The following is a 21,775-nucleotide window of genomic DNA, read 5'->3' as shown; positions in this document are numbered from 1 at the left end:
ATATTCATCCCTTATGGCGCCAGCGGCCGAGGGCGCAAGCTTGCGCCGGCGCCCTGTCTCGTACCCTATCGCCGAACTAGAAACGATCAACATCTATCACAGCCTGGGCGAAGGCTTGCGGCGCTTCCTGGGGCAGATTGTGCCCAATGCCGCCGGTGATGGTACGATGCTCGTATTTGCCGGAGAACTTGCCGCGATAGGCCGAAGGTTCCGGATGGGGAGCGCCGTTGGCGTCACCTTCCATGGTGATGGTCGGGATCGAAATCACTGGGCCGGCGGCGAGCTTCTTTTCATAGGCATCGAACTTCGCCTCGCCTTCGACGAGACCAAGCCGCCAGCGGTAATTGTGGATGACGATATCCACATGGTCGGGATTGTCGAAAGCGGCGGCCGAACGATTGAAAGTAGCGTCATCGAAAGCCCATTGCGGCGAGGCGGTTTGCCAAATCAGCTTTGCGAAATCGTGCCGATTTTCCTGGTAGCCGAGACGGCCGCGCTCGGTGGCGAAGTAGAACTGATACCACCAGGCAAGCTCCGCCTTTGGCGACAGCGGCTTGCGGTTGACTTCCTGGCTGCCGATGAGATAGCCGCTGACCGAAACCAGCGCCTTGCAGCGTTCCGGCCAGAGAGCCGCCATGATATCGGCGGTGCGGCCACCCCAGTCGTAACCGGCAACGACGACCTTTTCGATCTTCAGCGCGTCGAGAAGTGCGATCATGTCGACGGCGAGCGCTGCCTGCTGACCATTGCGCGGTGTGTCTTTCGAAAGGAAGCGAGTGGTTCCGTAGCCGCGAAGATAGGGAATGATGACGCGATAGCCGGCACCTGCCAAAAGCGGTGCTACATCGACGAAGCTGTAGATGTCATAGGGCCAGCCATGCAGCAGCAGCACGACCGGGCCGTTGGCCGGGCCGGCTTCCGCATAACCGACATTGAGCACGCCGGCATTGATCTGCTTCAGCGCGCCGAAGGAGGTGTGAGTGCCGGCCTTGACGGCAGGCAGGGTCGATGCGGAAGCCTTTGTTTCTTGCGCGCCGGCGATGGCAGGCAGACCGAATTCGGCGGCGGCAACGGCGATGGCGGCCATGCCAAAGAAGCGGCGGCGGGTGTGGTTGATTTCCTCGGACATCTGTCTCTCCTGTGGATTGGATCGTGAGCTTAGGAAAGCCAGCCACATGTATCGCCGATGTGTCGCGGCCAGTGGCGTTTTGAATGCCTTTGTAGCTTCAGGCGGCATAGATACAGTGTGATACAATTCGCCCCTCCGGCTCAGGGCGATCACATATGAGACCTGTCGGCGCAACCCGCTCCTTCTCCCCACGAGGAGAAGGTGGCACGAAGGGTCGGATGAGGGGGTAGGCTGCCTTGGACTCACCGGCTTCTGTGTTCCTGGCATCCCCCTCATCCGCCTGTCGGCACCTTCTCCCCCAGGGGAGAAGGGATTGCGCAGCAACCGTCGCATCTCACACGCGATTGCGCTGTTCCTGCCGGACTTGCTGAAAACCAGATCGCCGCCATCCGATTTGTATCGCAATGTATCGAAGCCCGAGACATCGACGTTTCGGTACATTCTGTCACCCGATCAGACACATTCGAGATACGTCGCCAACTGCAGATAGCGCCACTGCTGGGCACGGCACCTCGCCGTTCGCAGCCGGTCAATCGCTTCTAAAGGAACAAGACGATGACGCTTCTCATCATAGCCTATCTCGGCGGTGCGCTGACGATCCTCAGTCCGTGCATTCTACCCATCCTCCCCTTTGTCTTTGCCCGTGCCGGGCAGCCCTTCGTCCGAAGTACGCTGCCCATGCTTGCAGGCATGGCGCTCACCTTCGCCATGGTCGCAACGCTTGCCGCAGTCGGCGGTGCGTGGGCGATCCGCGCCAATGAATATGGACGCCTTGCAGCAATCGTCCTGCTCGGCCTCTTCGGACTGAGCCTGATTTCACCGCGCATAGCGACCGCGCTTTCGCGGCCAGCCGTCGATCTCGGCAACAATCTCCTCAACGCTGCCGGCGCCAATCGCGCAACAGCGAGCGTCAAAAGCTCCTTCATGCTCGGCATTGCGACCGGCCTCCTCTGGGCGCCCTGCGCAGGTCCGATCCTTGGGCTGGTTCTGACAGGTGCTGCATTGAAAGGCGCCAATCTGCAGACGACGTTCCTGCTGCTTGCCTATGGCGCCGGCGCTGCCACCTCGCTTGCCGTTGCACTCTTTGCCGGCGGCAAGATCTTTGCCCGCATGAAACAGTCCCTTGGCGTCAGCGAACGCATCCGGCAGTTTGCCGGTGCTGCAGTTCTCGCCGGCGTTGCTGCGATCGCCCTTGGCCTCGATACCGGATTGCTGGCTCGCCTCTCCTATGCAAGCACCGGCTCTTTCGAGCAGGCCTTGCTGGAAAAGTTGCACCCCAAGACCTCAGCCCCGGAAACCGAAGTTGCCAGCAACAACGCCATCAAGGTTGCGACAGACGCGGTGCGCCCGTTCCATAGCGACCTGCCTGTCGAAGGCCCCGCCCCGTCACTCGATGGTGCAGTCACCTGGCTGAACTCGCAGCCGCTGACGTTGGCCGAGCTTCGCGGCAAGGTCGTCCTCATCGACTTCTGGACCTATTCCTGCATCAACTGCATCCGCACAATCCCCTATGTTCGTGCCTGGGCGGAAAAGTATAAGGATCAGGGCCTCGTCGTCATCGGCGTCCATGCCCCGGAATTCGCCTTCGAGAAGAATGTCGACAACGTCAAGAAGGCGATCGCCGACTTCAAGATCGGCTACCCCGTTGCAATCGACAACGACTATCGCATCTGGCGCGCCTTCGAGAACAATTACTGGCCTGCCCATTACCTGATCGATGCCAAGGGGCAAATCCGCTACCAGCACTTCGGCGAAGGCAATTATCGCCAGACGGAACAAGCGATCCAGGATCTGCTTCGCGAAGCCGGCAGCGACATGGCCCAAAGCGGCCCGGTCGTCCCCAATGCTAGGGGTGCGGAAGCAAGCCCCGACCTTGGCCACATCCGCTCCGGCGAAACCTATGTCGGCTACAGCCAGGCTACAGGTTTCGTCTCCCCCGAAGGGCTGAAGGCGGATACCGCCGCCGATTATTCGATTGCCAATCCCGGCCTCAACCAATGGGGACTAACCGGCACCTGGACAGTCGGGTCTGAGCAGGCATCACTCAACAAGGCAGATGGCGGCATCAGCTATCGCTTCAGTGCGCGCGACCTGCACCTCGTCCTTGGCCCCTCAGCGGACGGCAAGCCGATCCGCTTTCAGGTAACCGTAGATGGAAAGCCGCCCGGCGCCGACCACGGTTCCGATATCGATGCCGACGGCAACGGGACCGTGACCGCCACCCGGCTCTACCAGCTCGTCCGCCAGTCCGGTGACGTCACTGCGCGCAACTTCGAGATCCGTTTCCTCGATCCCGGGGTGCAGGCCTACGCCTTCACCTTCGGCTGAAATTTCCCCTTCACCCCCAAGCAAGAACCTCAACTGACAGGAGTTACACCCATGAAGACCCGCTTTCTCGCCATCGCCGCCCTTAGCCTTGCCGCAAGCACCATGGCACTCACAGCCCAGGCAGCCGACATCAAGAATATCGTCATCGTCCACGGTGCGCTGGCCGATGGCTCCGGATGGCGCAAGACCGCCGACATCCTTGAAAAGGACGGCTTCAACGTCACCGTCGTGCAGGAACCGATCACTTCGCTCGCCGACGATGTCGCCGCCACCAATCGCGTGCTCGACCTACAGAACGGCCCGAGCCTGCTCGTTGGCCACAGCTATGGCGGCATGGTCATCACGGAAGCGGGCAATCGTCCTGACGTTGCCGGCCTCGTCTATATCGCGGCGTTCCAGCCGGATAAGGGCGAAAGCCTGATCAGCCTTGCAAGCTCGAAGCCTGCAGGCAGCATGAACATCCGCGAAACCAAGGACGGCCAGTATCTCTATCTCGATCCGGCCACTTTCGCCGCCGACTTTGCCGCCGACCTGCCGAAGGATGAAGCCAGCTTCCTGGCGAAATCGCAGGTCTTCGCGTCGAAGGCGGCTTTCACCGCCAAGGTCGGCGATCCCGCCTGGAAGGCGAAGAAGAGCTGGGCGGTCGTCGCGACCAACGACCGCTCCATCAATCCCGAGCTGGAGCGCGACATGGCAAAGCGCGCCGGCAGCGACGTGACAGAAATCAAGGCGAGCCATGCCGTCTTCGCCTCACAGCCGGAAAAGGTCGCCGCCGTCATCGAAAAGGCAGCCAAGGACGCCGGCAAGTAAATTCACGCAGGCGGCGGTCTCAGGAATGGGCCGCCGCCAACATCTGATCCTTATACAGGATCGTAGCGGCTGACTTCGATCCCAGAGCCGACGGGCAACAGAACGGAGGTAATGCCCGGCCTGGCGCGAACGGCTTCGCCGTAGCGTTTCACATCCTCATTGCCGGGCATGAACATATTGTCGGCCACGATGATCGCGCCGGCATTGAGCTTCGGATAGAAGGCCTCCAGGCATGGGATGTAGAGATCCTTCCACAGGTCGACGAGGACAAAATCGACGCCGGAAGAAAGTGCCTTGATCATCTCGACGGCATCGCCGATCTGGAAATCGATATGCGCCGATAACCCTGCTTTTTCGGCCATCTCCCTGGCAAATTCGGTCTTGTAGGCGTGCAGCTCCATGGAAATAAGCTTACCGCCGCTGGCGCGCGCGGCCTCGGCAAGCCAGATGCCGGAATAGCCGAAGGATGTGCCAAGCTCCAGAATGGTGGGCGCCTTCAAGCTCTTCGCCAGAATGTTGATGAAGCGACCCGTCTCCGGTCCGACTGCCCTCAACCGACGATCCTGACCACCGTCACGCCCGCCCGGCGGCATTTCCCTCGGCTTGCTCTGCTCTTCACGAATTAGCTCGTGATAGGCTTCGAGAACGGCTTCGATCTTCTGATCCATGACACGCTCACCTTCCAAACAATCATCTCGATGATATCTCACGCGATATGGCTACATCTCGATATGGCGCCACTCAAGCGCTATGGAGATTCATGTCTGAAACTTAATCTTTCGCCGACGTTCAGCGGAACGCATTGTGCTCACGGATCAGATCAATCAAGGCCCGCAATCGGGCCGGCATCTGGCGGCGCTGGGCAAAATACAGGCTGAGCCCCGGATAGGGTGGGCTCCAATCCTCCAGCACCGCGATCAGATTGCCCGCCGCTATGTGCCCGGCAACAGAGGCTTCGCTGATATAGGCCAGCCCCGCCCCCTCGAGCGCAGCGCTTAACATCAGGTCGGAAGCATCGAGGGTGAGGCTTCCCGGCGCATCGACAAGGATGGACTGGCCGTGCCGCTCGAACTCCCAGCGATAAAGCTTGCCGCTCGCCATGCGGGCACGGATGCAGCGATGTCGCAGGAGATCGCCCGGAACAAGCGGGTATGGCCTGTTGCTGAAATAGGCGGGTGAGCCGACGACGAGCGAACGCAGCGTCGGAATAATCGGGATTGCGACCATATCTGTCGGAACTGCCTCGGCAATCCGAATGCCGGCATCAAAGCCCTTGCCGATGACATCGACCAAGGCGTTATCGGTGACGATCTCGATTTCGACATCGGGATAGCGTCGGCCATATTCGAGAATAAGCGGCGTCAGTAGTATGCGCGCTGCGCCGGGTGCCATATTGAGACGAAGCGTGCCTGATATCGTACCGGAAGATAGGCCTGCATTCTCGATCGCCCTGTCGATTGCCACGAGCGCCGGCGCCACTTCCGCCACGAAGCGCTCGCCGGCATCCGATAGCGTGACACTGCGCGTCGTCCTGTTGAAGATCCGCACGCACAGGCGTTCTTCCAGCGCGGCAACCGCATGGCTGAGCGCGGAGGAGGACATGCCGAGTTCGCGCGCAGCCGCGCGAAAGCCGCCGTGGCGCGCAACGGCCGCGATCGCCTCAAGCTCCGCCAGACTGGCCTTCATTGCGCGATTTTCCTTATCAGCCTGTCCCACTTTGTCCTACTACACCGAACAGATACCGCGTCTTACCTCTGTCGTGAAGATAGAGGAGACGCTCATGCGCACGATAGATACGATTTACATCAATGGCAGCTTCGTTCGGCCCCATGGCAAAGAGGAAGCACCTCTTTTCAACCCGGCCACGGAAGAGCAGATCGGCACCGTATGCCTTGGCGACGAGCAGGATGTCGACAACGCTGTCAGCGCCGCCAAGTCAGCATTTGCGATCCAGTCGCAAAGCTCGAAGGCCGAGCGCGTCGCCATGCTGCACAGCCTGCACGATGCGGTTGCAGCCAGAGCCTCGGACCTCACCGACGCCATGCGCGAAGAATATGGTGCGCCGGCATCCTTCATCGGTTTTTCGGTGCCACATGCCGCCACCGCATTCCTCAACATGGCCAAGACACTCGAAACCTATGAATTTCGCCGCCGCATCGGCCATGCGGAGATAGAGATGCGCCCGGCCGGCGTCGCAGCCGCGATCACGCCCTGGAACAGCAATTACGGCTTCATCTGCAACAAGCTTGCCACAGCCATCGCGGCAGGCGCGACCATGGTCATCAAACCCTCCGAGATGAGCGCGATCCAGACGCAGCTCCTCACCGAGTGCCTGCATGCGGCCGACCTACCGAAAGGGATTTTCAATATCGTCAACGGCTACGGCCATGTGGTGGGCGCCGCTCTCAGCAGCCACCACGACATCGCAAAGATCAGCTTCACCGGCTCGACGATGACGGGACGGGCGATCCTTCAGGCGGCATCGGCGACCTTTAAGCGCGTGACGCTTGAGCTTGGCGGCAAGAGCCCGAACATCATTCTCGACGATGCCGATCTCGATCTTGTCATCCCGCAGGTATTGGCGGCCGGATTTGCCAATAGCGGCCAGGCCTGCATCGCCGGCACACGCATTCTCGCGCCCGAAGGCCGGCTGGCGGAAATCCACGATCGTCTGGCTCAAGCGGTTGCGACACTCAAGGTGGGCGATGCAAGCGACCCCACCGTCAGGATCGGCCCCATGGTCAGCCGGAAACAATGGGATCGCGTGCAATCCTATATTCGTCTCGGCCAAGAAGAAGGCGCATGGCTGCTCGCGGGTGGTGAAGGGCGGCCGGAAGGGGTCGATCGCGGCTGGTTCGTTCGTCCAACAATCTTCTCCGGCGTCAATAACGACATGAGGATCGCCCGCGAAGAGATTTTCGGACCGGTGCTCTGCGTCATCCCTTATCGCGATGAGACGCATGCGCTCGAGATCGCCAACGACACCGTCTATGGCTTGCAGGCCTACATCTTCTCCGCTGATGTCGACAGGGCAAAGCGGATGGCGGACCGCATCGAAGCGGGCCGCGTCGTCATCAATGGCGCGCCGCATGAACCGGCTGCACCCTTCGGCGGCTTCAAACAATCGGGCATAGGCCGGGAATTCGGCGCCTTCGGCCTGGAATCATTTCTCGAACCGCGCGCGGTGCTCAGCTGATGTAGGAAACCCGGAGTCCGGAGGAGCTTAACGGTCTTCCGGGGCACCTCCCTGGCAGGACGCGAAGGCTGGCGCCCTCAGGATACCGGCAGGCATGCGCCAAGCTATGCGGATGCCGAACGAAGTACGCTGGAAGGCTCGCATTCAGGTTCTCGTTAGAATCATGTTCTACCTTTAGAACAATTCCAATTTAAGGAGACCCGATGTCTGCCAGATCGACCTACTCTGCTCCGCAACGCATTCTTCATTGGCTCATGGCCATCCTCATCTTTTTCAATCTCCTGTTTCCCGATGGCATGAACGCGTGGCGTCGTCTTGTGCGGCATGGCCAGGTGCCAACACCGGCCGATGTCGCCAGCGCCAATGTCCATGCCTATGCCGGTATCGCGATCCTGCTGCTTGCCATCGTGCGCCTTTGCCTGAGATTGGTGTCCGATGTCCCAGCATTGCCCGACAATCAGCCCGCATTTCTGCATTACATCGCAAACATCACGCATTTCCTGCTCTATGCACTGATCTTCGCAATGCCCCTGTCGGGAATGGCAGCCTACTATTTCGGTATCGATACAGCCGCCTTCGTCCATGGCGGCCCGATCAAGACGCTGCTTTGGATCGCCGTCGTACTGCACATATTTGGCGCGTTTGCTCAGCACTTCTATTTCAAATCGGATGTTCTGCGACGCATGACGATCGGCTAAGTCATCTGCGAAATTGGCGGCTAAGCGGGTTGGCCGCCAAAGTGCTTTTCGAAGGAGAACAGAGCAGTCGGCAGCGCACTGCCGCCTTGGAGCGCCAGATCGGCGAGAATCTCGCCGACCACGCTCGTAAACTTGAAACCGTGGCCGGAACAGGCTGACGAGACCACCACATTCGGCTGTCCAGGCGCTTTATCGATGAGAAAATCTTCGCTCGACAGCATTGTATAGCGGCAAGTCGTCGCCCGCACGCGATATGACGCGGCATTCGGCAAGCGTTTGCGGGCGAAGCTGTCGAGCAGATCGGTGTCGGCGTCATTGACCGGCGGATTGGGCATGGTCGGATCGATCGGCTCGCGGAAATGGGCATGGCGACCGATTTTCACGCCATCGATGCCAATGGCCGGAAAGCCGAAATAGGAGCCTTCGGCGCCTTCATCCCGCAGGAAGCAGGGCATGCGCTGCGGCTCAGCAACAAAACCGTCCCTCGGCTGATACCAGGCAACCACCTGGCGGATCGGCTGTGCGTGTGCCTTCAGCTGCGGCACGAGTTCGGCAATCCATGCACCGGTTGCGACGATCACCTTGCGGGCGCGATATCGTCCCGTCGAGGAAATGACTATCACGCCCGTATCGCCGGGCTCGATCGCGACGACGCGTTCGCCAAAATGCAGGACCGCACCATCTTCTGCGGCAAGCTTCAGATAGCCCATGATCGCCGCTTCCGGGCGCACAAAGCCACCCTGCGGGTCGAGCAGGCCGATCTCGCCTTCCTCCAGCTTAAACGCGGGAAAGCGCCGCTTCATCGCGTCGCGATCGAGTATCTCATGCGGCAATCCATGCATGTCGCAGGAGGCGCGTGTGCCGCTGACGATCTTGCTATCGGGTGTGCCGATCTGCAGGACACCTGTCACTGTCAGGATCTCGGCCCGCAGCCTTTCTTCCAGCAAGCGCCAGTTATGATAGGCGCGCTTCAGCAGGGGCACATAGGACGGATCTTCGAAATAGCCAAGGCGGATCAGGCGGCTGTCGCCATGCGAGGAGCTAAGAGAATGAGCGGGGAAATGCGCCTCGATCCCAATCGCCTTTGCACCGCGCGCCGCGGCGAAAGACAAGGCTGCACTTCCCATTGCGCCGAGACCAATGACGGCAATGTCGTATTGCGCGGACATATTATGCTCCAGTTTCATCTTCCGCAGGCGGCGCAACGAGAGCGATCACTTCGCGCAGGCTCTCCATGTCGGCATTCAGCGGACGATCGTCTCCATAGAAAGGAACCCGCGAACGGACGGCCGCATAGAGGCGGTCAGTCCCCGGCGCTCTTTTGCCCTTCGAAACGAGGAAATCATGTGCCTGCGCGGCCGCCATGAGCTCGATCGCCAGGATATATTCGGCATTGTCGAGTATGGCGAGCAGCTTGTTGGCCGCCGCTGTCGGATGGGCCAGAAAATCCTCCTGCAGACCGGAGGTCAGGCCGCCATCGAGCGATGCGGGAGCGGCGAGACGCCGGTTGTCGTTGCTCAGCGCCGCAGCGGTATATTGCGCGATCATGAAGCCGGAATGGCTGCCGGCGTCGCTGGCAAGGAACGGCGGCAGGCCGCTGACCAGCGGATTGACGAAGCGATCCGTCCGCCGCTCGCTCATCGCTGCAATTTGGGCAATCGCGATCGCCAGACTGTCGGCCGCCTGGCCGAGGGCGGGGGCAACGGCATGGGCTTCGGAGGAGACGATCGGCTCCTCCGGCGTGCCCGAAACGGCCGGATTATCGGTAACCGACGCCAGTTCCTGATCGACGATGCGCGCGGTCTGCTCGAAGACATCCCAGGCTGCGCCATGGGCATGAGGCACCGATCTCAAACTCAGAGCATCCTGCGTCCGCCGCCCAAGGGCGGCAGCGACAAGACCGCTGCCATTCAAGCGGCTGCGAAGCCTGCGTCCGACCTTCGCGATGCCAGCCGATGGGCGCAGCGCCAATACTTTCTCGTCGAAAGCCCCCATCTGGCAGCCTACGGCTTCCAGAGTCAGCGCGGCGATGGCATCGGCCCAATCGAGCAGGCGTTCGGCACGGGAGACAGCAAGCGCCGACAATCCCGTGGCGCATGCCGTGCCGTTGACGAGGCTCAAGCCCTCTTTGGCACCGAGTACCAGGGGAGGCAGACCGATCGCTGCGAGCGCCTCTGCACCACTCATCGGCTTGCCCTTCACGACAGCCCTGCCCTCGCCGATCAGAACGAGAGCCGTATGGGCGTTATGCGTGAGATAACCGGCGGAGCCCTTGGACGGGACTTCCGGAATGCAGTCATGCTCGAGAAACGCAGCCAGATGCCTGACGATCTCGGGCCTCACGCCAGAGTGGCCATGGGCGAAATTGACGATCTGCGCCGCAATGATCGAACGCACCTCGCGGCCCGGCAGCAAAGGGCCGACGCCGCAGGCGTGGCTCAAGATGATGTTGCGCGACAGCCGGCTCTGGGAATTGCGATCGACCACCGTATCGGATAAGGCGCCGACACCGGTATTGACGCCATAGGCGCGCACGCCCGTTTCGACGATGCGCTCGACGATGCGGCTTGCCTTGGCAATTCGCTCCCAGGCGGCATCGGAGAGGGAAAGCGGCTCCCCGCCACCGACGCGCGCGACGTCGCGCCAAGACAATAGTTTGTCGACGATGACGGTCATTGCCCGTTTCCGAAATGGCCGATGAACTGGCGGAAGGCCGGCGAGGCGCCGCCGCCGAACATCTCGTCCGGCGTGCCGGTGCTTTCGACGAGGCCCTCCTTCATGAAGACGACGCGGTTTGAGACATTGCGGGCAAAGCTCATCTCGTGGGTGACGACCAGCATGGTCATGCCTTCCTCGGCGAGGGCGCGCATGACGCGCAGCACTTCGCCAACGAGTTCCGGATCGAGCGCCGAAGTCGGCTCGTCGAACAGCATGACCTTCGGCTTCATGGCCAACGCGCGGGCAATCGCCGCACGCTGCTGCTGCCCGCCGGAGAGATGCGCGGGATAGGCATGGCGCTTGTCGGCAATACCGACCTTTTCCAGCAGCACTTCGGCCTCGGCGATGCATTCAGCGCGAGGACGCTTCAGGACATGAACCGGACCCTCGATGACATTCTGCAGGATCGTCATATGAGACCACAAATTGAAACTCTGGAAGACCATGCCGAGTTCGGAACGGATATGATCCACCTGCTTATGGCTCGCCGGATAGCTTTTGCCATTTTTGTGGATCATGCGGATCTGTTCGCCGTCCACCCAGATCTCGCCATCGGTGGCAATTTCGAGGAGATTGATGCAGCGAAGGAAAGTCGATTTTCCCGAGCCGGAAGCGCCAAGCAGCGAAATCACATCGCCATCCTGAGCATCGAGGGAAATGCCGCGCAAGACTTCATGAGTACCGAAGCTCTTGCGGATGTTGCGGACGGAAAGTCGGGTGACACCTGGCATGATTTGCCTGCTCCAGTAAGCTTTAGGCTTTCAGCGCCGGCGGGATGGCGCGGCGATGGCGGGATAGAGAATATTCCAGCAGGGCCATAGCCTGCAGAATGATGAAATTCAGCACGAGGTAGATGATTGCGGCACAGATAAAGACTTCCATCGTGCGATAGGTCTGCGAGATGAGCCGCTGGGCAACGCCGGTGACCTCCCAGACCGTGACGAGGCTCGCAAGCGCCGTCGATTTCATCATCAGCACGATCTCGGTCGAATAGGCCGGCAGCGCGTGCCGGAAGGCGATCGGCGCGATGATGCGGCGCACCAGCAGGAAGCCGGACATGCCGATCGAGCGTGCTGCTTCGATCTCCTTCGGTGAAACGGCACGGATGCCGCCGCGGAAGATCTCGGCCGAATAGCCGGCGGTGCAAAGCGCCAGCGACAGGATCGCGCAGACGACCGGCTCGCGCAGGAAGGGCCAGAGGAAGGAGTAGCGGATGATCGAGAATTGCGCCAAACCGTAGAAGACCAGAAACATCTGGATCAGCAGCGGCGAGCCGCGGAACACGAAAATGTAACCTTTGGCAAAGCCGGACAGAATCGGATTGCCGCTGACGCGCATGGCGACGATGACGAGCGCTAGAATGCCGCCGCACAGGATCGACAGGAAGAACAGCAGCAAAGTCATCGGCACCGCTTTCAGCAGCGTGACCATCGTGCTCGAAAGGAAATCGAAATCCATGCCGTCCTCCTCAAGCCTGGCCGATCGTCGCAGCCGGCATGCTGCGATTGGCGCGTCGTTCGGCCTTGTTGAAGATGCGGTCCGACAGACTGGTCAGGACCAGATAGAGAATGCCGCCGGCGATGAAGAAGAGGAAATACTGGCGGGTCGAGCCGGCAGCGACCTGGCTGGTGCGCATCAATTCCGCAAGGCCGGTGACCGAGATCAAAGCGGAGTCCTTGAGGCTGAGCTGCCAGACATTGCCGAGGCCGGGAATGGCGAAACGGAAGACCTGCGGAATGATGATACGGCGCAAGCGCAGACCGCGATGCATGCCGATCGCGGACGCTGCCTCCAGCTCGCCCTTGGAGATGGCGAGATAGGCGCCGCGAAAAACCTCTGCCTGATAGGCGCCGGAAATGATGCCGACGGCAAGAGCACCAGCGGCAAAGGATGGCAGGCCGAGAAAGCCGTCATAGCCGAGCCACTTGCCGATCGACGTCACCGCAGAGGATCCGCCGAAATAGATCAGATAGATGATCAGAAGCTCAGGAACACCACGGAAGACGGTGGTGTAGATATTGCCGATCGTTTTCAGCACCAGGCTTCCCGAGAGCTTCGCGAAGGCAATGACCGCGCCGAGCACGGCGCCGATGGCCAAGGCGGCCGCCGTGACGGCGAGCGTCATCAGGGTGGCAACAAGCAGCAGCGCGCCCCACCCGTTCGAGCCGAAGCCCAGCAATTGCAAGCTTGCCATAGATCCAATCCCTGTCCGTGGCAGTTTCAGGCGTCAGGATATCACATGGTCTCCGGCCGCAAAGCCGGAGACCGATGATAACAGCCGGAAGGCCGCACCCATCAATTCGGGCTGACGTCGACCTTGAACCACTTCATCGACAGGGTCTTGATGGTGCCATCTGCAAGGGCAGACTTGATCGCTTCGTTGAACTTGTCGCGCAGATCGGTATCGGCCTTGCGGATGCCGAGGCCTTCGCCCTCGCCCCAGATGGAACCGGCGATTTCCGGGCCGGTGAAGGCGAGAGAATCATTGGCGCTGGCGAAAGCGTTCGCGAAGTAGACGGCGTCGTCAAAGCCGAGATCGATACGGCCGTTCTGCAGGTCGAGATCGCGGTCGGCACCGGTCTTGTATTCGCGGATCGTGGCGATCGAGCCGAAATTGTCATAGACGAACTTGGCATAAACGGTTGCAGCCTGGATGCCGATCGTCTTGCCCTTGAAGGCTTCCTTCAACACGTCAATTTCTTTGACGCCGGTCTGGCCGGGGGTCATCTTGATCGTGGCGCCAGTGCCGGCAGCATTGGCAAGCGGGCTATCCTTTGCGGTCGCAAAAGCGGCGGGCGTTGCAGCATAAGGAATGGTGAAGCCGATGACCTGCTTGCGCTCGTCGGTGATCGACAGAGCATCCATGATGACGTCGAACTTGCCGGCGTTCAGCGCCGGGATCATGCCATCCCAGTCGGAAGCGACGAGCTTGCAATCGATCTTGGCGCGCTCGCACAGAACCTTGGCAAGCTCCGGCTCGAAGCCGCCGAGCGTACCGTCAGCATTCGTCATGTTCCACGGCGCGTAAGCACCTTCCAGGGTGATCGTTGCCGTCTTCCAGTCCTTGGCGAAGGCCGGCACGGCAAAAGCGGCGGCAGCCACGACGCCCGACAAGAGAATTGCACTGAATTTCATCGTATAGAGCTCCTCTGAGGTTGAAACAGGCCTTGCAGCACTTCCTACCGATCTTCGCCGGCTTGCCCGCTTTCCCAATTAATTTTTAGGATTGATTGCGAGGTTGTATAGGGTACCATATGAGATAATTTATGATATGCAAGTGGGAAAGTTGTTTTCGAGGCAGATTCACGCGGTGCAAAGGGAATAGGCAATGAAGCGTTCCGGCGAGATGAAACGCGAACTGGCGGAAAATGATACCGCGCCTCTCTATGCCGGCGTCAAGCAAATGATACTCGACCGCATTCATAGTGGCGAGTGGCCGCCCAAATATCGCGTTCCCTCCGAAAACGAATTGGTGGTCGAACTTGGCGTCAGCAAAATGACGGCCAATCGTGCGCTGCGGGAACTGGCCAATGAAGGCGAACTCGTTCGCATCCAGGGCGTCGGCTCCTTCGTCGCCGAGCGCAAGGGGGCATCGGCGCTGTTCGAGGTCCGCAACATCGCCGAGGAGATCGCTGAACGCGGCCATTCCCATCAGGCAAGCGTAATCGTTCTCGCCCGGGAAGCCGCATCGCCCCACATTGCCGACGCATTGGAACTCGACATCGGATCACCGGTTTTCCATTCGCTGATCGTGCATAGCGAGAACGGCGTGCCGGTCCAGATCGAGGACCGGCATGTCCATCCGGAGGCCGCCCCCGATTACCTGCAGCAGGACTTTACCGACATGACGCCGAACGCCTATCTCTCCGCCGTTGCCCCGCTCAGCGGCTCGGAACATGTCGTCGAAGCCGTCATGCCGCAAGCCTGGGAATGCAAGCTGCTGACGATCCTGAAGACCGAACCCTGCCTGACGATCTGGAGGCGCACCTGGTCGGCGCGCGGCGTCGTCTCTACAGCGCGGCTGGTTTATCCAGGACATCGCTATCGGCTGGAGAGCCAAAGCGGCAAACCATCTGATCGTTAGTTGTATATGGAAGATATGAGCATTCATTCGCTTTGAGAGAGCGCAAATGATGCGAGAGGGGGTCGAATGGGCTGCTTGCTGTCGGCAAATTACGATGCCTGCAACATGCACTCCATAAATAATGCGCCCAAAAGCAGGCCCGAAACCGTAGCAAGCACTTTCAAGATCGCGCGTTCAATCCTGAGGCACTTCTGCGGCAGGATGAGCGCGAGCGACTCGCTTGCAGCTGCAACTAATATGCATACGAGAGCAATGATGCGACGGTCTTCCGGGTAAGCCACGACAAGCAGAAATCCGAGAAGGCCGAACGGGATGATGCTGTCGATGCTCGCCATTGCCATAAGCGGATACTTCGCCCCGGCCGAAACGACCGTCGTCACGGCGATCAGACCGAGCACGATCCAGGCAAGAGCATAAGCGAGCAGCGTAAGTTCCATGCGAAAATCATAACAACAAGCCGTGAGTTTTCAAGCTGCGGGGCACGGCCTGTCTGCGCTTCCGTTCGGCAGCGCGAGTATCCATGATGGCTGGCTGTATCCGGCTTCGCATCGGCTACATTCGCCAGCGATGCCTTTCACAGGCTGCTCAGCAAAAGACTGGTCTCGCTGTTCGCGACGCCATCGATCATCCGCACCTCGCGCAAGACGCGGTCGAAGTCGGATAGGCTGGTCGCGCGGATATTGGCGACCAGATCCCAATTGCCATTCGTCGTGTGCAGCGAATAAATTTCGGGAAGGCCGCGCAGTTTGCGGATGACGTGCGTCGTCGATTTCCCGACGACTTCGATCATCATGACGGCATGCACGGTCTGCTCCTCATAATCTTCCCGCACCCTTACGGTGAAGCCGAGCAGCGTGCCGGTCTCTATCAGTCGATCCAGCCGGTTCTGCACGGTACCACGCGCGACGCCCAAAACATCGGACAGTTTGGAGAGCGAAGCCCGCCCGTCGGCACGCAGATGAGCGATGATACGCCGGTCGAGATCATCGGGAATATATTTGGCGAGCGTCATCGCATGATCCTGATCTTGTCCATTCCGTCAAAAATCCTGGGCAATTTGTATAAACCCATACCAGAACTGACACAGTTTTGCGATTTTAGTCAATCGATCCGCTTGATACCCTATGGGAAATGATTTCCATCGAGGATACGAGAATGTCCGCACCGCTCCCATCGGAAAGAGCTTTCATTCCCTTCGTCAGCGTCGAGAACATGATGCGGCTCGTCCATCACATCGGCATCGAAACCGCGCTCATCGAACTCACGGACGCTATCGAAGCGGATTTCCGCCGCTGGGACCTTTTCGACAAGACGCCTCGCGTCGCTTCTCATTCGCATGATGGCGTCATCGAGTTGATGCCGACCTCGGATGGGGCGGTCTACAGCTTCAAATATGTCAACGGCCATCCGAAAAACATGGCGCAGGGCCTGCAGACGGTGACCGCCTTCGGTCTGCTTGCTGAGGTCTCAACCGGCTACCCTGTGCTGCTAACGGAAATGACGCTGCTGACGGCGCTGCGCACGGCGGCAACCTCGGCGATGGCGGCCAAACATCTGGCGCCGGCCAATTCGCGGCGCCTCACCTTGATCGGCAATGGCGCACAGGCCGAATTTCAGGCACTGGCGATGAAGGCGGTGCTCGGCATAGAAGAGGTCCGCCTTTACGACATTGATCCCAGAGCAACGGAAAAGACCGTTCGCAATCTCGCAAAGACCGGCCTGAAGCTCGTGCCCTGCACCTCGGCCCAGGCAGCAATCGAAGGTGCCGACATCATCACGACCTGCACGGCCGACAAGCAGTATGCCACGATCCTCACCGACAACATGGTCGGCGCCGGCGTGCACATCAACGCCATCGGCGGCGATTGCCCCGGCAAGACCGAACTCCACCGCGACATCCTGCTGCGCTCCGACACTTTCGTCGAATATCCGCCGCAGACCCGCATCGAAGGCGAAATCCAGCAGATGGACGCGGACTATCCGGTCACAGAACTCTGGCAGGCCGTGAGCGGCCGAGCGCCGGGCCGTAGCAGCGAAAGGCAGATCACGCTGTTCGACAGCGTCGGCTTTGCGATCGAGGATTTTTCCGCCCTGCGCTACGTCCGCGAAAAGCTGGTCGGCACGGACTATTTCCAGAAGCTCGACATCATCGCCGACCCCGACGATCCGCGCGACCTCTTCGGCATGCTGCTGCGCGCAGCCTAAAAAAGATAATGGCGGCCATTTCTACAGCCGCCATCAAACACGTCCATTCTTCAGTCGAACAATTTCAGCCCTTGCTGTCGTAAGCAACCAGTTCCGGCTCGCGGACCCGCCCATTCAACGAGAAGGCCAGCAGGGCCGACAACAGCATCAGTGCGCCTACGATGAACATCGGCAGCTCATAGAGGCCGGTCGCATCCTTGACGAGACCCGTCACATAGGGTGCGGCAAAGCCCGCAATATTGCCGATCGTATTGATCAGAGCGATGCCGGCCGCAGCCGCCGGCCCGGTCAGGAAGCGCGACGGAATGGCCCAAAAGTTTGGCAGGGCGGAAAAGATCGCGCAAGCCGTCAGTGTGATCATCACGATCGTCGCTTCAGGCGAGCCCATATAAAGCGCGGCCGGAATGCTGAAGGCGCCAACCAGGGCTGGAATGCCGATGTGCCACGGCCGCACACCGCGTCTGCACGCATCGCGGCTCCAGAAGAAGAGGGCAAAAGCCGCAGGCAGGTAGGGGATAGCGGTAATCAGCCCCTTATCGAAGACATCGAACTTGGTGCCAAATTTCGTTTCGAAGCCGGCAATGATCGTCGGCAGGAAGAAGGCCAGCGCATAGAGGCCGTAGATCAGGCCGAAATAGATGACCGACAGCAGCCAGACGCGGCCGTCCGTCAAGGCGAGGCCGGTCATCTTGCCATGAGCGGCGGCCTTTGCCTTTTCCTCGCTGGCAAGCGCCCGGTTCAGCCAATCCTTCTCGGCCTGGGTCAGCCATCTCGCATCATCCGGCCGATCCGCAAGGTAGAACCAGGTGATGATGCCGACGATGACAGCCGGAATGGCAACGCCGAAGAACATGACGCGCCAGCCTTCCAGGCCGAAGAGGCCATGCATCTGGATCAGCGTGGCCGCAAAGGGTGCGCCGATAACTGTTGTCAACGGCTGGGCAAGGTAGAACAGTGCCAGGATTTTGCTGCGATGCTTGGCCGGCACCCACATGCTCAAGAACAGGATCGCCCCCGGGAAGAAGCCGGCTTCGGCAACGCCGAGGAGGAAGCGCAGCACATAGAGCTCCGTCGCGCTCGATACCCAGGTGAACAAGAGTGCGACGATGCCCCAGCTCACCATGATGCGGGCAAGCCAGCGGCGCGCACCATATTTGTGAAGCGCCAGATTGCTCGGAATCTCCAGCACGATATAGCCGAAGAAGAAAATACCCGCGGCGAAGCCGAACTGCGCCGCCGTCAGCGCCAGATCCGTCGTCATGCCGTTCGGCCCGGCGAAGGAAATCGCCGTGCGGTCAAGGAAGTTGATGAAAAACATCAAGGCGATGAACGGCACCAGCCGCTTCGAGACCTTTGATATGGCCGAGCGCTCGACCTGTGACATTTCCTGATTTGCGGGCTGCAATGAAAATCCCTCCCCCCGTGCTGAAATCTTTACGACGCAGCGATCGGCTTGCGTCGCTGACAGAACGGAACTCCGACTTCCCTTCCAGTCCCTGCCTTCGGCCGCATGCGCCTTCGAATGACCTTGATCTCTAGCGGGATGGACAAGTTGCAGGCAAACGATTTAATCTCCTCGTCATGTGAGGAAAAATCACATCATGAGATAGCGGAATCGATGAATGAGCAGCCCTCTTCCATCCTTGAATGCGCTGAAGGCATTCGAAGCAACTGCGCGGCATAGGTCGATGACGCTTGCCGCCGACGAACTCTGCGTTACGCATGGCGCGATCAGCCGACACATTCGCGGGCTGGAGGAGACGCTCGGCGTCATCCTCGTGACCCGCCGCGCCCATTCGACGGAGCCGACGCCCGAGGGATCGCGGCTTGCGGAAGGGCTGGCGAGCGCTTTCGGCCTGATGCAGGCAAGCGTCGAGCGCGTCCGCCCAAGCCCGCTGACGCTCTCCTGCTCTTCCTCGATCATGATGGGCTGGATCATTCCGCGCATCGGCCAGTTTCACGAGCGCCACCCGCATATCGCCCTTCAGTTCAACATGAATTACGATCAGGTCGACTTCGTCCGGGACAAGATCAGCCTCGCCATCCGCTCCAGTGTCATCGATCCGCCGAAGGATGCAATCATCCGGGAGCTCGGCGGCGAGGCCATCGGTCCTGTCTGTTCACCGGAATATCTGAACCGCTCCGGCATTTCGCGTCCCGATGATATGGAACACGCAGCGATCCTCTCCACGCAGACACGACCGCAAGCCTGGAGCGACTGGCAGGCCATAGCCGGACAGACGGATCTGCGTCTGACACCACAGGCGGCCTTCGATCATTTCTATTTGCTGATCCAGGCCGCAGCATGTGGCCTCGGCATGGCGGTCGTGCCGCAGATGCTCGTGCTCGATCAGCTTGCTTCCGGGCGGCTGGTGGCACCTTTCGGTTTTCTGCCCGGGCCGCGCCGCATGGTGCTTTGGATCGCGCCGCACATTGCCGGAAGGCCGGATGCGCTGGCGCTCGAAAGATGGCTGACGGCCGAAATGCATGCAAGGCCGGACACCTGACAGCTCCCTCAAACTGGCGTCAAATGGAAGCTCGCCGAAGATAAAGACCTGTCGCCCGGATCCGCTTTGAGCAGCCCGAAACATTCGGCACGAAAATTCACTTATGTTACTTAAAATACATTGAAATCAGCGGATTTTCTCTCTGCACTTCACGACGGAGAATATGTTATGAATTTTCGCAAGCATGAGCGGAACGGGGCAATCCTTATGGGTTGCGGTCGCTCAAGAGAGGATGCATCCTGAATATCGTGCCCGAACTGGCAAGTCACACCAACGAGATGGCAGCGCTTATCTCTGGCTTCGACTGGGCAGCGACCAGCCTTGGCCCGAAATCGGCATGGCCCCCATGCCTTACCGCTGCCGTCGATATAATGCTCTCCGCGCAAGCCCAGATCGTAATGTTCTGGGGCGACGACTTTATTGCGCTTTATAATGACGCTTATGCGCCGACGATAGGCGACAAGCATCCCCAGGCCCTTGGCCGTCCCGCGCGCGAAAACTGGGCCGAGCTCTGGAACGATCTCGAACCGCTTCTGCAATCCGTTCTTCACGATGGCAAGACGGTCGCCGCCAAGGATCGGCCCTTCTATATCGAGCGCTACGGCTATCCCGAAACGGTTTACTTCGATATTTCCTATTCGCCGGTTCGCGATGCGGACGGCAAGACGCTAGGCGTCTTCTGTATCGTCAGCGAGACGACGGAACGTGTCCGGTCCGAGCGGGCGTTGCGCGAAAGCGAGGAGCGATTTCGCGCCGTCATCTCGCAATCGGCAACGGGGATCGCCCAATGCGAGCTCGATGGCCGTTTCGTTTTGGTGAACGAGCGCTTCTGCGAGATCGTCGGCTATGCCGAGAGCGAGCTTCTCGGCATGAAGATGCATGACATTACCTATCCGGACGATCTGCGGGAGAACACCCGCATGTTCGAAACGATGATGGCGACCGGCGAGAGCTTCGAGATCGAAAAACGCTATATTCGCAAGGATGGCAGCCTCGTCTGGGTCGCAGACTCGGTTTCCGGCTTGCGGGACGATTCAGGGCGCATCCGGCGGGTCGCTGGCGTCATTACGGATATCACCGAACGCAAGCGAGTCCAGCAGGTGGAACAGCGTCTCGCGGCCATTATAGCGTCGTCGGATGATGCCATCCTCAGCACCGATCTCAACATGGTGATCACCAGCTGGAACACCGGTGCCGAACGGCTTTATGGCCATTCGGCGGAAGAGGCCATCGGACGCTCGGTCATGATGCTCGTTCCGGACGATCGCAGTGAAGAGGAACCGGCAATCCTTGCGCAGATCCGCGCTGGGCAGAAGGTCGAACCCTACGAGACCAAGCGGCGCTGCAAGAATGGCGAACTTGTCGATGTGCTGCTCAGCGTTTCCCCGATCTATGACGCCTATGGCCGTATCATAGGTGCATCGAAGATCGCTCATGACAACAGTGCCAAGAAGGAGGCCGAGCGCCTGCAAACCGTGCTGGTGGGCGAGCTCAATCATCGCGTCAAGAATGTGCTCGCAACCGTGATGGCCATTGCGCGCCAAACACTCGGGCGGGACGATGTGGACAAGGCATCCGTCGAGACATTCGAGGCGCGGCTCTCCTCGATGGCGCGCGCCCACGATCTGCTGATCCACGGCCAATGGGAGCAGGCGGAGTTGACCGCCGTCATTGCCCAGGCGCTATCCCCATATCCGAAGGACAGGTTCGAAATTTCCGGACCGGCAATCAAACTCGCGCCGAGAGCTGTCGTTTCCATATCGCTTGCGCTGCATGAGCTTGCGACGAATGCCGCCAAATACGGTGCACTTTCGGTGGCGGATGGCCGTGTTGCCATCACGTGGTCGCTGGAAACGGGCAGGACGGATCACCTCAAACTGCGCTGGCAGGAATCGGGTGGCCCAATCGTAAAGCCTCCGACCCGCAAGGGCTTCGGCTCGCGCTTGATCGAAAACCTGCTGGCGGCGGAATTGAGCGGCAAGGTCCAAGTCCGCTACGAGCCGAGCGGCTTGATCTGCGAGGTGGATGCCGCCGCAGGGATCGGCTGGGATCAAGCTCACGACAGGGCAGAGTAACGCCGCACCCGGCGCTCAATCCCGG

20 protein-coding genes are annotated in these 21,775 nt (G+C 60.0%); 8 read left to right on the top strand and 12 right to left on the bottom strand.

All coding sequences use genetic code 11. The features are described 5' to 3' along the window. Positions 1 to 76: 76 nt before the first annotated feature. A complete protein-coding gene (locus tag PH558_RS06730) occupies positions 77 to 1,129 on the bottom strand; it encodes an alpha/beta fold hydrolase (protein ID WP_285202894.1) in 1,053 nt (350 codons plus the stop codon). 555 nt (positions 1,130 to 1,684) lie between these two features. Between PH558_RS06730 and PH558_RS06725 the strand changes: the two genes are divergently transcribed. Both PH558_RS06725 and PH558_RS06720 read left to right on the top strand, forming a co-directional pair. Continuing rightward, the gene (locus tag PH558_RS06725; RefSeq protein WP_285202892.1) at positions 1,685 to 3,457 is read left to right on the top strand and encodes a cytochrome c biogenesis protein DipZ; all 1,773 of its coding nucleotides are present in this window, start codon (positions 1,685 to 1,687) and stop codon (positions 3,455 to 3,457) included. 51 nt (positions 3,458 to 3,508) lie between these two features. Continuing rightward, a complete protein-coding gene (locus PH558_RS06720; protein WP_095437039.1) occupies positions 3,509 to 4,267 on the top strand; it encodes an alpha/beta fold hydrolase in 759 nt (252 codons plus the stop codon). A gap of 50 nt (positions 4,268 to 4,317) precedes the next feature. Here PH558_RS06720 and PH558_RS06715 read toward each other — a convergent pair whose 3' ends face one another. After that, entirely contained in the window at positions 4,318 to 4,935 is a 618-nt protein-coding gene (locus tag PH558_RS06715; RefSeq protein WP_095437040.1) for an O-methyltransferase, read from the bottom strand. A 121-nt stretch (positions 4,936 to 5,056) separates the two neighbouring features. Next, the gene (locus PH558_RS06710) at positions 5,057 to 5,953 is read right to left on the bottom strand and encodes a LysR family transcriptional regulator (RefSeq protein WP_285202886.1); all 897 of its coding nucleotides are present in this window, start codon (positions 5,951 to 5,953) and stop codon (positions 5,057 to 5,059) included. 94 nt (positions 5,954 to 6,047) lie between these two features. Between PH558_RS06710 and PH558_RS06705 the strand changes: the two genes are divergently transcribed. Further along, complete coding sequence (locus PH558_RS06705; protein WP_285202885.1) at positions 6,048 to 7,463, top strand: aldehyde dehydrogenase family protein; 1,416 nt, start codon at positions 6,048 to 6,050, stop codon at positions 7,461 to 7,463. A 203-nt stretch (positions 7,464 to 7,666) separates the two neighbouring features. After that, entirely contained in the window at positions 7,667 to 8,161 is a 495-nt protein-coding gene (locus PH558_RS06700; RefSeq protein ID WP_095437043.1) for a cytochrome b, read from the top strand. A 20-nt stretch (positions 8,162 to 8,181) separates the two neighbouring features. On the opposite strand, the gene solA is transcribed toward PH558_RS06700, so the two are convergent. From solA to PH558_RS06670, 6 genes are all read right to left on the bottom strand, one after another. Then, complete coding sequence (gene solA, locus PH558_RS06695; protein WP_113407452.1) at positions 8,182 to 9,330, bottom strand: N-methyl-L-tryptophan oxidase; 1,149 nt, start codon at positions 9,328 to 9,330, stop codon at positions 8,182 to 8,184. A 1-nt stretch (position 9,331) separates the two neighbouring features. Next, positions 9,332 to 10,837 carry an HAL/PAL/TAL family ammonia-lyase gene (locus PH558_RS06690; protein WP_113407451.1) on the bottom strand — a complete coding sequence of 502 codons (1,506 nt, stop codon included), beginning with the start codon at positions 10,835 to 10,837 and terminating at the stop codon, positions 9,332 to 9,334. After that, complete coding sequence (locus PH558_RS06685; RefSeq protein WP_095437046.1) at positions 10,834 to 11,610, bottom strand: ABC transporter ATP-binding protein; 777 nt, start codon at positions 11,608 to 11,610, stop codon at positions 10,834 to 10,836. Before PH558_RS06685 ends, PH558_RS06690 begins: the two co-directional genes overlap by 4 nt. Before the next feature lie 22 nt (positions 11,611 to 11,632). Next, positions 11,633 to 12,337, bottom strand: a complete 705-nt coding sequence (locus PH558_RS06680; RefSeq protein WP_095437047.1) for an ABC transporter permease — start codon at positions 12,335 to 12,337, stop codon at positions 11,633 to 11,635. 10 nt (positions 12,338 to 12,347) lie between these two features. Continuing rightward, a complete protein-coding gene (locus PH558_RS06675; protein WP_113407450.1) occupies positions 12,348 to 13,073 on the bottom strand; it encodes an ABC transporter permease in 726 nt (241 codons plus the stop codon). A gap of 101 nt (positions 13,074 to 13,174) precedes the next feature. Beyond that, the gene (locus PH558_RS06670; RefSeq protein WP_113407449.1) at positions 13,175 to 14,014 is read right to left on the bottom strand and encodes a transporter substrate-binding domain-containing protein; all 840 of its coding nucleotides are present in this window, start codon (positions 14,012 to 14,014) and stop codon (positions 13,175 to 13,177) included. Positions 14,015 to 14,207: 193 nt separating this feature from the next. On the opposite strand from PH558_RS06670, the gene hutC reads away from it, so the two are divergent. Beyond that, positions 14,208 to 14,963 (top strand): histidine utilization transcriptional repressor HutC, encoded by a 756-nt coding sequence (gene hutC / locus PH558_RS06665; protein ID WP_113407448.1) that lies wholly within the window; start codon positions 14,208 to 14,210, stop codon positions 14,961 to 14,963. A gap of 89 nt (positions 14,964 to 15,052) precedes the next feature. On the opposite strand, the gene PH558_RS06660 is transcribed toward hutC, so the two are convergent. Beyond that, a complete protein-coding gene (locus PH558_RS06660; protein ID WP_113407447.1) occupies positions 15,053 to 15,400 on the bottom strand; it encodes a hypothetical protein in 348 nt (115 codons plus the stop codon). A 137-nt stretch (positions 15,401 to 15,537) separates the two neighbouring features. Continuing rightward, on the bottom strand, positions 15,538 to 15,975 hold the full coding sequence (locus PH558_RS06655; RefSeq protein WP_113407446.1) for an Lrp/AsnC family transcriptional regulator: 438 nt from the start codon (positions 15,973 to 15,975) through the stop codon (positions 15,538 to 15,540). Between the two features lie 143 nt (positions 15,976 to 16,118). On the opposite strand from PH558_RS06655, the gene PH558_RS06650 reads away from it, so the two are divergent. Beyond that, positions 16,119 to 17,168, top strand: a complete 1,050-nt coding sequence (locus PH558_RS06650) for an ornithine cyclodeaminase (protein WP_285202880.1) — start codon at positions 16,119 to 16,121, stop codon at positions 17,166 to 17,168. 64 nt (positions 17,169 to 17,232) lie between these two features. Here the strand turns inward: PH558_RS06650 and PH558_RS06645 are convergent, their stop codons facing one another. After that, a complete protein-coding gene (locus PH558_RS06645) occupies positions 17,233 to 18,552 on the bottom strand; it encodes an MFS transporter (RefSeq protein WP_285203786.1) in 1,320 nt (439 codons plus the stop codon). A gap of 238 nt (positions 18,553 to 18,790) precedes the next feature. Here PH558_RS06645 and PH558_RS06640 point away from each other — a divergent pair, with 238 nt between their 5' ends. Beyond that, positions 18,791 to 19,675 carry a LysR substrate-binding domain-containing protein gene (locus PH558_RS06640; protein WP_095437053.1) on the top strand — a complete coding sequence of 295 codons (885 nt, stop codon included), beginning with the start codon at positions 18,791 to 18,793 and terminating at the stop codon, positions 19,673 to 19,675. Positions 19,676 to 19,953: 278 nt separating this feature from the next. Then, the gene (locus tag PH558_RS06635; RefSeq protein WP_113407792.1) at positions 19,954 to 21,750 is read left to right on the top strand and encodes a PAS domain S-box protein; all 1,797 of its coding nucleotides are present in this window, start codon (positions 19,954 to 19,956) and stop codon (positions 21,748 to 21,750) included. The last annotated feature ends 25 nt before the right edge of the window (positions 21,751 to 21,775 follow it).

The organism is Rhizobium pantanalense (assembly GCF_030182525.1).
Lineage (GTDB): Bacteria > Pseudomonadota > Alphaproteobacteria > Rhizobiales > Rhizobiaceae > Rhizobium.
The sequence above is the reverse complement of the archived record's forward strand: the minus strand, read 5'-3'. Positions and strand labels throughout refer to the sequence as shown.

Bases quoted from the DNA above. Each gene is read 5' to 3' on its own strand.
- PH558_RS06730 (WP_285202894.1), bottom strand. From the start codon at position 1,129: ATGTCCGAGGAAATCAACCACACCCGCCGCCGCTTCTTTGGCATGGCC.
- PH558_RS06725 (WP_285202892.1), top strand. From the start codon at position 1,685: ATGACGCTTCTCATCATAGCCTATCTCGGCGGTGCGCTGACGATCCTC.
- PH558_RS06720 (WP_095437039.1), top strand. From the start codon at position 3,509: ATGAAGACCCGCTTTCTCGCCATCGCCGCCCTTAGCCTTGCCGCAAGC.
- PH558_RS06715 (WP_095437040.1), bottom strand. From the start codon at position 4,935: ATGGATCAGAAGATCGAAGCCGTTCTCGAAGCCTATCACGAGCTAATT.
- PH558_RS06710 (WP_285202886.1), bottom strand. From the start codon at position 5,953: ATGAAGGCCAGTCTGGCGGAGCTTGAGGCGATCGCGGCCGTTGCGCGC.
- PH558_RS06705 (WP_285202885.1), top strand. From the start codon at position 6,048: ATGCGCACGATAGATACGATTTACATCAATGGCAGCTTCGTTCGGCCC.
- PH558_RS06700 (WP_095437043.1), top strand. From the start codon at position 7,667: ATGTCTGCCAGATCGACCTACTCTGCTCCGCAACGCATTCTTCATTGG.
- solA (WP_113407452.1), bottom strand. From the start codon at position 9,330: ATGTCCGCGCAATACGACATTGCCGTCATTGGTCTCGGCGCAATGGGA.
- PH558_RS06690 (WP_113407451.1), bottom strand. From the start codon at position 10,837: ATGACCGTCATCGTCGACAAACTATTGTCTTGGCGCGACGTCGCGCGC.
- PH558_RS06685 (WP_095437046.1), bottom strand. From the start codon at position 11,610: ATGCCAGGTGTCACCCGACTTTCCGTCCGCAACATCCGCAAGAGCTTC.
- PH558_RS06680 (WP_095437047.1), bottom strand. From the start codon at position 12,337: ATGGATTTCGATTTCCTTTCGAGCACGATGGTCACGCTGCTGAAAGCG.
- PH558_RS06675 (WP_113407450.1), bottom strand. From the start codon at position 13,073: ATGGCAAGCTTGCAATTGCTGGGCTTCGGCTCGAACGGGTGGGGCGCG.
- PH558_RS06670 (WP_113407449.1), bottom strand. From the start codon at position 14,014: ATGAAATTCAGTGCAATTCTCTTGTCGGGCGTCGTGGCTGCCGCCGCT.
- hutC (WP_113407448.1), top strand. From the start codon at position 14,208: ATGAAGCGTTCCGGCGAGATGAAACGCGAACTGGCGGAAAATGATACC.
- PH558_RS06660 (WP_113407447.1), bottom strand. From the start codon at position 15,400: ATGGAACTTACGCTGCTCGCTTATGCTCTTGCCTGGATCGTGCTCGGT.
- PH558_RS06655 (WP_113407446.1), bottom strand. From the start codon at position 15,975: ATGACGCTCGCCAAATATATTCCCGATGATCTCGACCGGCGTATCATC.
- PH558_RS06650 (WP_285202880.1), top strand. From the start codon at position 16,119: ATGTCCGCACCGCTCCCATCGGAAAGAGCTTTCATTCCCTTCGTCAGC.
- PH558_RS06645 (WP_285203786.1), bottom strand. From the start codon at position 18,552: ATGTCACAGGTCGAGCGCTCGGCCATATCAAAGGTCTCGAAGCGGCTG.
- PH558_RS06640 (WP_095437053.1), top strand. From the start codon at position 18,791: ATGAGCAGCCCTCTTCCATCCTTGAATGCGCTGAAGGCATTCGAAGCA.
- PH558_RS06635 (WP_113407792.1), top strand. From the start codon at position 19,954: ATGGCAGCGCTTATCTCTGGCTTCGACTGGGCAGCGACCAGCCTTGGC.